12 protein-coding genes are annotated in these 12,802 nt (G+C 74.9%); 8 read left to right on the top strand and 4 right to left on the bottom strand.

From position 1 onward, the window contains the following. Positions 1 to 24 precede the first annotated feature (24 nt). Positions 25 to 1,008 (bottom strand): hypothetical protein, encoded by a 984-nt coding sequence (locus tag ACIQI7_RS34595; protein ID WP_401117771.1) that lies wholly within the window; start codon positions 1,006 to 1,008, stop codon positions 25 to 27. Positions 1,009 to 1,185: 177 nt separating this feature from the next. Between ACIQI7_RS34595 and ACIQI7_RS34590 the strand changes: the two genes are divergently transcribed. The 5 genes from ACIQI7_RS34590 to ACIQI7_RS34570 all read left to right on the top strand — a co-directional run bounded on the left by ACIQI7_RS34590 (position 1,186) and on the right by ACIQI7_RS34570 (position 7,311). Next, the gene (locus tag ACIQI7_RS34590; protein WP_401117769.1) at positions 1,186 to 2,301 is read left to right on the top strand and encodes an alpha/beta hydrolase; all 1,116 of its coding nucleotides are present in this window, start codon (positions 1,186 to 1,188) and stop codon (positions 2,299 to 2,301) included. Positions 2,302 to 2,358: 57 nt separating this feature from the next. Further along, the gene (locus ACIQI7_RS34585) at positions 2,359 to 3,477 is read left to right on the top strand and encodes an RICIN domain-containing protein (RefSeq protein ID WP_401117767.1); all 1,119 of its coding nucleotides are present in this window, start codon (positions 2,359 to 2,361) and stop codon (positions 3,475 to 3,477) included. A 196-nt stretch (positions 3,478 to 3,673) separates the two neighbouring features. After that, a complete protein-coding gene (locus ACIQI7_RS34580) occupies positions 3,674 to 4,201 on the top strand; it encodes an RICIN domain-containing protein (protein ID WP_401117765.1) in 528 nt (175 codons plus the stop codon). Positions 4,202 to 4,539: 338 nt separating this feature from the next. Then, positions 4,540 to 5,070, top strand: coding sequence for a ricin-type beta-trefoil lectin domain protein (locus ACIQI7_RS34575; protein ID WP_401117763.1), 531 nt, complete (start codon positions 4,540 to 4,542; stop codon positions 5,068 to 5,070). 162 nt (positions 5,071 to 5,232) lie between these two features. After that, positions 5,233 to 7,311 carry a hypothetical protein gene (locus ACIQI7_RS34570; RefSeq protein WP_401117761.1) on the top strand — a complete coding sequence of 693 codons (2,079 nt, stop codon included), beginning with the start codon at positions 5,233 to 5,235 and terminating at the stop codon, positions 7,309 to 7,311. Between the two features lie 24 nt (positions 7,312 to 7,335). Here the strand turns inward: ACIQI7_RS34570 and ACIQI7_RS34565 are convergent, their stop codons facing one another. Beyond that, a complete protein-coding gene (locus ACIQI7_RS34565) occupies positions 7,336 to 7,731 on the bottom strand; it encodes a hypothetical protein (protein WP_401117759.1) in 396 nt (131 codons plus the stop codon). A 4-nt stretch (positions 7,732 to 7,735) separates the two neighbouring features. Continuing rightward, positions 7,736 to 8,257 carry a peptidylprolyl isomerase gene (locus ACIQI7_RS34560; protein ID WP_401117757.1) on the bottom strand — a complete coding sequence of 174 codons (522 nt, stop codon included), beginning with the start codon at positions 8,255 to 8,257 and terminating at the stop codon, positions 7,736 to 7,738. Positions 8,258 to 8,442: 185 nt separating this feature from the next. Here ACIQI7_RS34560 and ACIQI7_RS34555 point away from each other — a divergent pair, with 185 nt between their 5' ends. Then, positions 8,443 to 8,634 (top strand): hypothetical protein, encoded by a 192-nt coding sequence (locus tag ACIQI7_RS34555; RefSeq protein WP_401117823.1) that lies wholly within the window; start codon positions 8,443 to 8,445, stop codon positions 8,632 to 8,634. A gap of 75 nt (positions 8,635 to 8,709) precedes the next feature. On the opposite strand, the gene ACIQI7_RS34550 is transcribed toward ACIQI7_RS34555, so the two are convergent. Further along, a complete protein-coding gene (locus tag ACIQI7_RS34550) occupies positions 8,710 to 10,341 on the bottom strand; it encodes an ALF repeat-containing protein (protein ID WP_401117755.1) in 1,632 nt (543 codons plus the stop codon). Between the two features lie 195 nt (positions 10,342 to 10,536). Here ACIQI7_RS34550 and ACIQI7_RS34545 point away from each other — a divergent pair, with 195 nt between their 5' ends. Continuing rightward, entirely contained in the window at positions 10,537 to 11,481 is a 945-nt protein-coding gene (locus ACIQI7_RS34545) for an NAD-dependent epimerase/dehydratase family protein (protein WP_401117753.1), read from the top strand. 160 nt (positions 11,482 to 11,641) lie between these two features. Continuing rightward, positions 11,642 to 12,586, top strand: a complete 945-nt coding sequence (locus tag ACIQI7_RS34540; RefSeq protein WP_401117751.1) for a hypothetical protein — start codon at positions 11,642 to 11,644, stop codon at positions 12,584 to 12,586. Positions 12,587 to 12,802 lie beyond the last annotated feature (216 nt).

Here is a 12,802-nt window from a genome sequence, read left to right as displayed (position 1 = left end):
CCCCGCCGTCACCACCCCCCGCCGTCACAGCCACCCCCGCCGCGCCGCCTGCACCCCCGCCTGGAAGCGGGTGGTGGCGCCCAGGTGCGCCAGCAGCGTCGACACCCGGCGCACCACGGTGCGCCGGCCCAGGCCCAGCCGGCGCGCGATGGCGTCGTCGGTGGCGCCGCCGGCCATCAACGTGAGGATCCGCCGGTCGCGTTCGTCGATGCGCAGGTCGACCTCGGCCATGGAGGCGGGCACCGCCAGGCGCCACAGCGTCTCGAAGACCGCGGTCAGGGCGTTCAGCAGGCCCGAGGGCCGGATCAGCAGCGAGACGACGCCGGGGCGGTCGTCGGCGGGCACGGTGACGATGCCCAGCTCGTCGTCCCCGATGGCGAGTTTGAGCGGCGGCTCGTCCAACGTCCGGGCCTGCTCCCCCGCCTCGATCATCCGGGCCATGTTGGGCCCCACCACCGGGTGCTGGAACGCGCAGCCCTGGTAGATCACGCGGTAGACGACGCCCGCGGCCATCCGGCGGCGCTGCAGCACCTCCTGGTCGAGGTAGTGGGCCGGGCTGCCGGAGTAGGGCGGCACGTCGATGACCCGCAGCTGGTGGCGGGCGGCGAGTTGCAGGCGCCGGCTGGCGGCCAGCACCTCGGCCGGGTCCTCGACCACCTCCAGCGCCCCGTAGCTGCCGGTGTCGCGGCGGGCGAAGCGGTAGAGGCGTTCCAGTTCGGCGCCGGCCCGGCGGGCGGTGGCCTGGCGCAGCGCGTCGTGCTGCAGCACCGCCTCGACGACCCGGGCGGGTGGCAGTGCCTCCCAGGCGTGGTCGCGGTCGTCGGCGCTGTCGGTGGTGTCGAAGGCCACGGCGACGCCCTCGTCGGCGAGGTCGCGCAGGACGGCGAGGACGGCGTCCTCGTCCAGGCCGCTGTCCCGGGCGAGTTCGGGTACGCGGGCGCGTGGCCGGCCGACCAGGCTGTGGTAGACGCGGCCGCGTTCGGATTCCGGTTCCAGTACGTCGTGCACGACGGCCCCCCAGTCATCGCTTTCCCCCGCCCCGGTCGGGGCCGGGAGAGCCTACCCGCGCGGGCGGCGCACATGCGCCAGTGGCCCAGGTGCGCCGCCGGGGGCTCTGGCGTCGGGGCGGGGCCGCTGGCGAGAGTTGTCGGCGATCAGTCAGATCACTGAAGGCCGAGGACGCCCATGACCCCTGCCCGGCTCCGGCGCGCCCGCGCGGCTCTCGCCGCCCTGGCCGCCTGCCTGCTCCCGCTCGCCGCACCGCCCGTGGCCTCCGCCGCCCCCGGGACCGCCGCGCCCGCCGTACGGGCCGGGGCCGACGGGCCGCCGCCGCTGACGGACGGCTTCGGGCTGACCCAGGTCGGCGCCGCCACCGGCAGCGCCACCGACTTCGTCGTCACCGTCACCACGGCGCAGGTCGCCGGGCCGCACACCATCCGCATCCTGCTGCCCGCCGACTACGCGGCCCAGCCGGACCGGCGCTACCCGGTGCTGTACTTCCTGCACGGCGCCTCGGACAACCCGAGCGACCCGGCGCTGGCCTACCCCGCGCTGACCGCCGCCCAGTCGATGATCACCGTCATCCCGGACGGCGGCCTGCGCGGCTGGTACACCGACTGGCTCGACCAGAACACCGCCGCCGGCGCGCAGAACTGGGAGACCTTCCACCTCCAGCAGGTCCTGCCGTTCGTCGACGCCAACCTGCGCACCCGCACCGACCGCGCCCACCGGGCCGTCGGCGGGCTGTCGATGGGCGGCTTCGGCGCCCTGCACTACGCCCAGGACCGCCCCGACCTGTTCGGCCAGGTCCTGACCATGTCCGGCGCCAACGACCTGTCCGCCGACGAGATGATCATCCGCGGCGCGGTGGTCGCCACCCTGACCAACGTCGGCGCCGTGCTCTGCGGCCCCAGCGACGGCCGCCCCTGCGCCATGGACTTCGGCCCCACCGTCTCCAGCGACGCGATCTTCGGCACCCCATACCCGGTGTTCAACGCCGACTGGCGCTGGAACGCCGCCGACCCGGTCGCGCGCGCGGCCCGCCTCGCCGACACCGGCATCGCCGTCTACACCGGCAACGGCAACAACAGCCCCGCCGACATGGAGTTCTGGGCCGAGGGCACCGCCAAGCGCCTCAAGCAGCGCCTGGACGCCCTCGGCCTGCCGTACCGCTTCGTCGACTACGGCGACGGCACCGGCTGGGGCGCCGACTGCCACGGCGGCCACACCGCGGGCTGCTGGGCGCAGGACCTCGTGGACTACGTCCCGCGCCTGGAGGCGGCCTTCGCCGCCGCGCCCTGAGCCCCGCGCGCACCGCTCCTCTCCCGCAACACCGTTCCCGACGAAAGGACTTCACCCTTGCCCGCCATCACGACCCCCGGCCGTACGGCGTCCTGGCTGCGCCTGTTCGCGGCCTTCCTGGTGACCTGTTGCGCCGCCCTGGGCCTGGCCACCGCGCCCGCCCACGCCGCGTCGGCCACCCCGGGCGCCGCTCCGGCGGCCGCGCCCGCCCCGCTCGCCGCCTGCGCCTCGCCGCAGCAGTGCCTGACCATCAAGTCGCTCAGCAACGGGCGCCAACTCGACGTCCAGAACGGCAACATGGGCGACGGCGCCTACATCGTCACCAACTCCGCGCCCGGCTACCACCAGTCCTGGCGGCTGAGCGTCGACCCGGCCGACTCCACCTTCGCCATCGTCAACAACGACACCGGCAAGTGCATCGACCTGGCCTTCTTCACCCCGGCGCTGCGCCAGCAGTCCTGCGCCGGGCAGGCCAGCCAGCGCTGGTACTTCCAGCCGGCGCCCGGCGGCGGCGACTCGTTCATGATCCGCCACAAGGGCGACAACACCTGCCTGGACCTGCTGCTCGGCGGCAACTACGACGACGCCTGGACCGACCAGTACACCTGCAACGGCACCGTCAACCAGCGGTGGTCCACCGGCTTCGAGCAGGCCGCCCGCAACCTGGCCGTCGACCACGGCGCCAAGCAGTGCCAGAAGGACGCCTCCAGCTGCTCCTGGGCCACGGTGAGCGAGGCCGCGGCCGCGCCGCTGCCGCGCGTGTGCGCCTCCTCGGTCTGGTTCAACAACACCAGCGGCACCGTCCAGCAGAACTTCGCCGTCACCGACACCAGCGGCTGGTCCAACTCCATCGGCACCGAGATGGGCAGCGAGATCGGCGGCGGCGCCCCGGGCGCGCTGACGGCCGCGGTCAAGATCGGCCTGAGCTTCCAGAACGTCTGGAACGGCTCGCGCAGCGTCAACAACGCCGTCACCGTCTCCGTCCCGCAGCAGCAGTACGGCTGGGTGACGCTGGCCGAGCTCGCCCGCAAGGTCACCGGCACGTGGACCTTCGACGCGCACGGCATCCCGTGGACCGCCGAGGACACCATCACCATCCCGGTCACCTCCGACAACAACGGCGGCGCCACCCTCTACATCGCCAACACCAGCGCCACGTTCAGCAGCTGCTCCTGACGTAGCGTCGGCTCACTGCTCCACGGCCGCCGCCCGCACTCCAGCGGGCGGCGGCCGCCGCGTTCCCCGCCCCGGCCGTACGGTGGCCCGCCCCCTCGCCGCCCCGGCCCGCGCCTTCCCACGGAACTGCGGGCGGCCGGCCGGCTGGCTAGCCTGGTCGTCGGGCGGGTACGAAGCATCTCCTTGGAGGATCGGCATGTCCCCTGCCAAGCGCATCGCGACCGCGGCCGTCACCGCCGCACTGCTGGCCGGCTCCCCCGGCCTGGCCACGGCGGCCACCCCGCAGACCGGGCCGCCGGCCCAGCAGACCGAGCAGTGGCACCGGTTCAGGATCTACCCGCCACCCAACCTCCCGGCCAGGGACCTGGACGTCGACAGCGGCGGCAGGGCCGTCGTCTCCGCCCCCGAGGCCGGGAGCGAACGCCAGCAGTGGAGCCTGAGCACCACCGGCGGGCTGCCGCTCATCAAGAACAGGGCGACGGGTACGTGCCTGACCGCGCCGAACGACACCCAGGACCCCGTCACCGTCCAGGCCTGCGACACGAACAACCCGAACCAGCGCTGGGACGTGCACTACGTGACGTCCGGCCAGGTCGAGATCTCACCCCGGAACCACCTCGACCTCGCCCTCACCGGCAGCGCGCAGGCCGGCAGCAGCAGGGTCGTCCTGCGGCCCTACGCGGCGCAGGACGACCAGCAGTGGTTCCTCCGGTCCGTGACGTGACGGTCCCCGGGCGGCCCCCGCCCCTGCCCCTGCCCCCGGACGGCCCCCGCCCCCGCCCCCGGCAGTCCCTTCGACACCCACGACACACCACCTGACCTGCACGTTTCCGCGAAGCTGCGGGCGGCCGGACATCTGGCTAGCCTGGTCGGGTGGGTACGAAGCATCTCCCGTGCCCACCGGGCCCTCGGAGGCCCGACAGCCGGGGCGGCGAACGATCCGACCCCTCGGGCATCCCCCCGGCGCGGCCCCGTGGCCGCAGGGCGTCCGGCGCCATCCGCCGCAGAGCCCGCACACCTCTCGGACACCCCACAAGGGAACAGCGCATGAGAGTGACCAGCATGTCTCCTGCCAAGCGCCTCGCGGTCGCGGCCATCGCCGCCGCGCTGCTGGGCGGCACACCCGGTCTGGCCGCGGCGGCCGCCCCGCAGGCGGCGCCGCCGCCCCAGCAGACCGAGCCCACCTGGCTCCGGTACGAGGTCCAGCCGCCGAACAGCTCCACGAAGGGCATGGACGTCAACAGCAGCGGCAAGGTCGTCATGGCCGAGCGCGAGCAGAACAACGACCGCGAGTTCTGGAACACGAGCGGCCCCGCCGGGAAGCAGCTCATCAAGAACAAGGCGACGGGCACGTGCCTGACCGCGCCGAGCAACGGCGCCACGGGCCCCGTCACGCTCCAGGCCTGCGACGAGAAGAACGTGAACCAGCAGTGGAACAGGCAGTACTGGGATAGGGGCCTGATGACGGTCTCGCTCGCCGCCCACCCCGAGCTCTACCTCACCGGGAGCGCGGAGGTCGGCGGCGCGGTCACCGTCGAGAGCTACCACGGGACCTACGCCCAGCACTGGAGCCTGGTGCCCCCGGGGTACTGATCCCCCCGGGACGACCACCGACCCGCGGCGGGCCGACCCGCCCCACGGCCCTGCCCGACCCCGTTCGGACAGGGCCGTGCGCGGTGAGCGCCCGCCGCACGGCACCCGCACCGCCCACCACTGCCCACCCCCCACCACCCGGATCCCGCTCGGGAGTTCGCCATGGCCGCACCCGTACGCACCGCCCCGACCGCCGACGAGGCCGTGTTCCCGATCGACGAGACGTTCACCGCAGGCCGCCCGGTCAACCCGCACTGGGTCCTGCGCGGCGACGCGACACTCACCCCGGGGCCGGACGGCAGCCTGCGACTGACGCCCGACGAGAAGCACGAGGCCGGTACCGCCTACCTCGACCAGCCGTTCTCCTCCCGGCTCGGCGTCAGCATCGAGTTCGACTACGCCTGCGAGGGCTCCGACAGCAGCTACTTCGGCGACGGCTTCTGCCTCTACCTGATCGACGGGTCGAAGACCACGGACACCGGCGGCTACGGCGCGGCGCTCGGGTACTCCCGCATGGGCACCGATCCCGGCACGGCGGTTCCGGGGGTCACCGCGGGATACGTGGGCGTCGGCTTCGACAACTGGGGGAACTACGCCGACGACCTGGCCGGGCCCGGCGGGCCGGGGCGCACCCCCGACATGCTCGGGGTGCGCGGCTCCGGCAGCCTCAGGCAGGGGTTCCGCTGGCTCACCGGCGTGAGGGCCGCCGGCGGCTTCCGGGCGGCCTGGCACAAGCGCGCCCACGTCCAGATCAGCATCGTCCAGGGGAAACTGACGGTCCGTCACACCATCGGTTCGGACACCGGCGCCAAGCCCCTCATCGACGGCTACGACCTCACCTCGGCCCCGGGGCAGGCCGCCCTGCCCGCCACCTTCAAGCTCGGCCTCTCGGCCAGCACGGGCGGGGCCCGGGCCGCCCACTCGATCAGGAACCTGCACGTCGCGCTGCCCGCCGACCTGCCGCTCGACCTGGCGGGCCCGGCGAGGGCCAGGGTCGGCGACAAGGCCAGCTACACGATCACGGTGAGGAACGACGGCCCCAACGACGCCCCCGACGCGGAGGTCACCGGCACGATCCCCGCCGGCCTGACCGACGTCGCCGTGACGGTCGAACAGGACGGCAAGGCCTTCGTCGAGCCCGGCTCCCCCGAGCAGGGACTGCACCGGCGCCTGAACCTCCCCGAGGGCGGCAGCGCCCGGATCACCGTGAGCGGCACCGTCTCGCGCGCCGCCGCGGACCGCACCCTCACCACCACCGCCCGGATCTCCTCCCCGACCCGCGCGAACACCTCCGCCCACCCCTCCGGCACGGTGGACACCCGGGTGCCGGCCCTGCCGGTGCCGGCCGGCGGCCAGGTCGTCGCCCGTACGGCAGGCGGCGGCTGGGCGCAGGGCGACGACCCGAACACCCTCGTCGTCACTGCGGACACGGGCCGGGCGGGCTTCGAGCAGACCCCCGTCCTCGTCGCCTGCGTCGCGGGCCACCAGTACGTGGCGAACCTCGGCGCCGCCGGCCTCCACCGGGCCACCCCGGGCGGGTTCGAGGCCGGGCTGCGCTGGGTCGACCAGTCCGACCTGGACGTCGCGGAGGCGGAGGACGACGGCTTCCGGCTGAACTGGACCGCCTGCCCCCAGGACGCCGACGGCCTCGCCTGCGGCCGCACCGCCCCCGACGCCTGGCGCCAGGAGAAGGAGGAGACCCGGGTCCTCCTGGTCGACGTGGACACCCGCCACGCGGGCTTCACCGCCACGCCCGTGGTCGTCGCCTCCGTCCTGGGCGACCACCTGACGGCCGACCTCAGCACCGTCGCGGTCATCGACCCGAGCCGCGACGGCTTCACCGCCGGCATCCGCCTGAGCAACCAGAGCGACCTCACCCCGGCCACGGCGAAGGCCCGGGGGCTCCGGATCAACTGGATCGCCTGCCCCCAGGGCGCCGAGGGCCTCGCCTGCGGCCGCACCGCCCCCGACACCTGGCGCCAGGGCGGCGACGCCCGGATCCTGTTCACCGACGCCGTCACGGCGCAGCAGGCGGACCTCCCGGAGAGCCCCGCGTTCGTCGCCTGCGTCACGGGCGGCGTCCGGGCCGCCGAGCTGTGCGTCCCCGGCGTCTACAGCGCCGCGCGCTCCGGGTTCACCGCCGGCGTCCGGCGCAGCGACCAGGCCGCGCTGACCCCGGCCTTCGCCCGCGACAACGGCATCGGCGTGAACTGGATCGCCTGCCCGCTGCCGCCGAAGTGACCCGGAGCCGTGTCTGACGCTCCGTCAACTGCCATGCTGTCGGCCGCCGTCCAGCAGGGCCAGCGCTTCGCGCACCGCCAGGCGGCCGGCGGTGCGGAAGGAGTGCTCGCGCGAGTCGATCACGTGCACGACGGTGTGCCGCACCACCAGCGCCAACGCCACGGGAACGCCGGGCAGTCGCTCGGCCAGCTCCGCGCGCACGCCCTCGGCGAGGGCGGCGTGGAAGCGCTCCAGGTCCCCGGGCTCCGGTCCGCCCTTGACGGTGGCGCCCGGGGCGGACTCGACGTGCAGGCCTTCCTGCCAGGGCTCGAAGTCCACGGTGACGATCGCGAGGTCGCCCGGGCAGCTGGTCTGGTGGACGTAGCCGGCCCGTACGCCGCGGACCGGGCGGGGCGGGAAGGAGTTCCGGGCAGCGGTCATCGGGTCAGGAGTGCTCGATCTCGACGGAGGTGATCACCACGTCCTGGACGGGGCGCTCGTTCTCGGTCGGGGTGGTGGCGATCGCGTCGACGACGGCCTTGGAGGCGGCGTCGGCGACCTGGCCGAAGATGGTGTGCTTGCGGTTGAGGTGGGCGGGGGTGCCGACCGTGATGAAGAACTGCGAACCGTTGGTGCCCGGGCCGGCGTTGGCCATCGCGAGCAGGTAGGGCTTGGTGAAGAACAGCTCCGGGTGGAACTCGTCCGCGAAGGAGTAGCCCGGGCCGCCGGCGCCGGTGCCGGTCGGGTCGCCGCCCTGGACCATGAAGCCCGCGATCACCCGGTGGAAGAGCGTGCCGTCGTAGTACGGGCCCGTGCCCGGCTCGCCGGTGCGCGGGTCGGTGTACTCCCGGGTGCCCTCGGCGAGTTCGGCGAAGTTGCGGACCGTCTTCGGCGCGTGGAACGGGAACAGCTCCAGGCGGATCGGGCCCGCCGTGGTGTGCAGGGTGGCGAACCGGGCAGTGGCCACGGGTGACTCCTCGGGGTACGGCCGACGGGTACGGCTGACGGATTGGGGCTGCGGGCGGCCGGTGCGGTGACCAGGGCCGTTCGGCTACCGCATCCTGGCACAGCCTCCGCACCCGCGGCCGAACCGGGTGGGAGGATCCGCACGTCACACGTAGCAGGACGTCGGGAGAAGGGCGGGTGGCCGTGGTGGTCGGTGCGGTGCTGGTGGGGGTGCTGGTCCTGGTCGTCGCGGGGTGCGTCTGCGTGGTGTGGGCCGACCGGGGCGGGCCGCGCTGGACCCGCGCGGTCGCGGCCCTGACCGTCGGCGCCGGGAAGGCGGTGCGCAGCTACCAGCGCAACCGGCCCCGCCAGGGGAGCAGCGGCGGGGACGGCGACTGAGCTGACCGGGCCGGTTCTGGACGCGGCGCGTCCCCGGCCGCCGGGGTGGGCGGCGGCCGGGGACGCGAGGGGGTGTCAGCTCTCGGTGGAGCGGCGGCGGGCGGCCACGACCAGCGCCGCGCCCGCGGCGAGGGCCGCGGCGGCGCCGCCGGCCTCCCAGCCGAGCCCGTCGGTGCCGGTGGCGGCGAGCGTGCCGGAGCCGGTGGTGGTGCCCGTGGTGCCGGTACGGGTGCCGGTGGTGGCCGTACGGGTGCCGGTGGTGGTGCCCGTGCCGGTGGTGGCGGTGGTGCCGGTGGTTCCGGTGAGGCCGGCGGGCTGGACGGTCTGCGGCTGCTGCCCGGAGCCGCCGGTGCCCGTGCCCGTGCCGGGCTTGGCCGCTGCGGCCTCGTCCTCGGCCTTGGCCTTGGCCCAGCCGTCCTTGAGGAAGGCCAGGATGTCCGCGTAGCTGCCCTCGAAGGCGGCCAGGGCGGCCTTCTTCACGGCCGGGCCGCCGGTCTCGGCGATCTGGGAGACCTTGAGCCGGTTGTCGCTGAAGCGCAGATTCGGCAGGTCGACCGTCAGGAAGCGCCGCACGTCGGCGGCGGTGCCGTCCAGGGCCTTCTGGGCGGCGGCCGCAGTGTGCGGGCCGGTCGACTTGTCGGCGATGACGCGCAGCACCTCGACCCGGTCGTCCTCGTACTGGGCCTTGAAGAAGCCGGTCGTGAGGAACTCCTCGACGGCCGCGTTCGTGCCGGCGTCCAGGGCCTTGTTGGCCGCCTCGCGCACGGCCCTGCCGCCGGCGTCCATGAGCTGGGCGAGCTTGACCCGGTTGTCGTCGGCGCGCTGCTTGGGCAGCTCGACCTCCAGGAAGTGCCGCAGCTCGGCGGCGCCGCCCTTGAGGGCCTTCTCGGCCGCCTCGCGCACGCCGGGGCCGCTGGCCGGGTCGGCGAGGATGCGCTCGACCTCGGCCCGGTCGTCCTCGGCGCGGGCGGTGTACTGGCCGGTCTTCAGGAAGTCGAGGACGTCCTGGTAGGTGCCGTCCAGGGCCTTGGACGCGGCCAGGCGCAGCGCCGGTCCCGCGCCCTCGGCGCCGCCCGAGATCCGGGCGAGGCGCAGCAGGTTGTCGGGTCGCTGCTTCTCCGCGAGCTCGACCTCCAGGAAGTGGCGCAGCTCGGCGGCGCCGCCCTTGAGGGCCTGCTCGGCCGCCGCGCGGACCTTGGGGCCGGTCAGCGGGTCGGCGAGGATGCGCTCGATCTCGGCGCGGTCGTCCTGGGCGCGGGCGGTGTACTGGCCGGTCGTCAGGAACGCGGTGACGTCGGCGTCGGTGCCCCGGAGGGCGGCCTTGGCGGCCGCCTTCACGGCCGGGCCGCCCAGGTGGTGGATCTGGGAGGCCCTGACCCGGTTGTCGATCGCCCGCTGCTCGTCGAGTTCGACCTCCAGGAAGTGGCGCAGCTCGGCGGCGCCGCCCTTGAGGGCCTTCTCGGCCGCCTCGCGCACGCCGGGGCCGCTGGCCGGGTCGGCGAGGATGCGCTGGACCTCGGCGCGGTCGCGCTTGTCCTGGCCGTCGCCGTCCTCGGGTGCGGCGTCCTTGACGGAGTCGGAGCCGGTGTCGGGGCCGGAGACGCCGGTCGGCTTCGGGGTGTCGGAGGCCGAGGCCGTGGCGGGGAAGAGGACGGCGGGGGCCAGGACGGCGGCCGCGACGACGGCGGACACCCGGGGAAGCTTCATCGAGAGCAAACCTGCTTCATGTGAAGGGGTCATGAACGTCCGCCAGCATAGATCCACTTTTATGATTGCCGTACCAGTTATCCGGCGGCCCCCGCCCACCCCGCCCACCAGCGGGTTCACTGCCGCCCACCAGCGGGTTCCCCCGTGCTGCGCCCCGCGTCCCGCCCGTGCGAGGGCGCCGCTAGGGTGTGGCGGATGAGCTTCCACCTGGTCGTCGGACACGGGCCCGCCGGGGCCGCCACCGCCCGCCTGCTGGCCGAGCAGGGCCACGAGGTCCGGGTCGTCACCCGCACCGGCCGCCCCGCCGGGCCGGCCGTCCCCGGGGTCGAGCACCTCGCCCTGGACGCGAGCGACCCCGTACGGCTGGCGCGGGCCGCCCGCGGTGCCGCCGCCGTCCACGGCTGCGCCGCGCCGCCGCTGCCGCGGTGGGCGCGGCTGTGGCCGACGCTGAGCGCCTCGCTGTGCGCGGCGGCCGAGGAGAGCGGCGCGGTGCTGGTCCTGCTGGGCAACCTGTACGGCTACGGGCCGGTGGCCGCCGCGCTGACCGAGGACCTGCCGCTCGCCGCGACGGGCCCCAAGGGGCGGGTGCGGGCGGCGGCCTGGGAGCAGGCGCGGGCGCTGCACGAGGCCGGGCGGATCCGGGCGGTGGAGGTGCGGGCCTCGGACTTCTTCGGTCCCGGCGTCACCGACGGCGGCCATCTGGCCGCGCGGGTGATGCCCAGTCTGCTGAAGGGCCGGCAGGTGGCGGTGCTCGGCGACCCGGACGCCGCGCACAGCTGGACCTACCTGCCGGACGTGGCCCGGGCGATGGTCGAGGTCGCCGGCGAGGAGCGGGCCTGGGGCCGGGCCTGGCACGTGCCCACGGTCGCGCCCGTCCCGGTGCGCGGCATGGTCGAGCGGCTGGCCGCCGAGGCCGGCGGCGGGCCGGTCGCGGTGCGCCGCCTGCCCGGGGCCGCGCTGGCCGTGGCGGGGCTGTTCTCCCCGCTGCTGCGCGAACTGCGGGAGGTGCGCTACCAGTTCGACCGGCCGTTCACGGTGGACTGCTCGGCGTACGAGGCCGCGTTCGCGGTGCGGGCCACGCCGCTGGAGGAGCAGGTGCGGGCGACGGTCGCCTGGTGGCGCGAGCGCGTGCGGCCGTAGCCGGCCGGGTGCCGGGTTCGGCCGCGCGGCCGGATTCGGCCGCGCGGGGGTGCCGGTCGGGGTCCTAGGAATCACGGATACCGGCGGTCGACGGGGTGCTGACAGGCTGACGGCGGTCGGCCGACCGCAAACCGTCGTCTCCCCCGATCTGGAGATCCCCGTGCGTTCGCTGGTCCGAAGTCTCACCCTCGCGGTCGTGCTCGCCCTGAGCGGCCTGGCGCTGGTGCCGGGCACCGCCTCGGCCGACACCCTGGTGACGGTCCTGTACAACCAGGGGTCCGACCGCTGTCCCGACGGCACCACGTACGGCAAGCCCGACATGCACCCCTGCGCGCCGTCCGACAACCCGGGCAAGTTCGAGTTCCGGGCCGTCCCGGGCCGGCCCGGCTACTTCACCGTCCGCACCGGCGTCGACCCGAACTCCTGCCTGACCAACGGCCCCACCGCCAACCAGTGCTACGTCGACGAGCCGCTCCAGCGCTGGCAGGTCACCCCGTTCAACGCCACCGGCGAGACGGCGAAGTGGGGCCTGGTGGGGGTGCGGCTGAGGAACGAGGGCGGCGGCCAGTGCCTGGACAACCGGAGGAAGAACTTCGGCGGCTGGACGCCCTACATGGTCGACTGCTTCGACAGCCCCTACCAGCAGTGGGACATCGACACGGCCTCCTACGCGGCCATGTTCGGCCCGGTCGGCGCCCACAAGGGCATGACCTGGGCGAACCTGGAGCAGCGCGCCGACAACCTGGTGCACGTCGGCTACGACGGGCAGAGCGACCCGTACAACGGCGACACCCCGGCGGGATTCCAGCTGCCGGTGCTGTGCATCAAGCAGGACGGCCGGCCCGCCCCGGTCGGCATGCCGCCCACGTCCGGCTCCCACGCCTGGGGCGGCGGTGAGCTGAAGGCCACCGCGCCGGTGGCCGGCACCCGGCTGACCAGCCAGGCCGCCGCCGACCGGTTGTGCGCCTCCTCCTTCGGCAGCGGCTTCCGGATGACGGAGTTCCACGACGCCGGGGGCTGGGGCATGTGGGCCAACGGCACCCTGCCGACCGGCACCCGCTTCTGGACGGCCATCAACGACCAGCCGGCCAACCCGTGGAGCTGACCCCGATCCCCGGGTGACGAGGGGAGCCCGGGACGGGGTGCGGGGGGAACGGGGGAACCAGGGGGGACGGGGGCGCGGGGGAACCGGGGGGCCGGGGGGGGGGGGGGCCCGCCCGGGGGCCCCCCCCCCCCCCCCCCCCGCCCCCCCCCCCCGGGCCCCCCCCCCCGGGGCCCCCCCCCCCGGGGCCAAACCCCCGACCAACCACCCGACCAGCAG

It is taken from the genome of Kitasatospora sp. NPDC092039 (genome assembly GCF_044756065.1).
Taxonomy (GTDB): Bacteria; Actinomycetota; Actinomycetes; order Streptomycetales; family Streptomycetaceae; genus Kitasatospora.
This window is presented reverse-complemented; position numbering and strand designations above follow the sequence as displayed.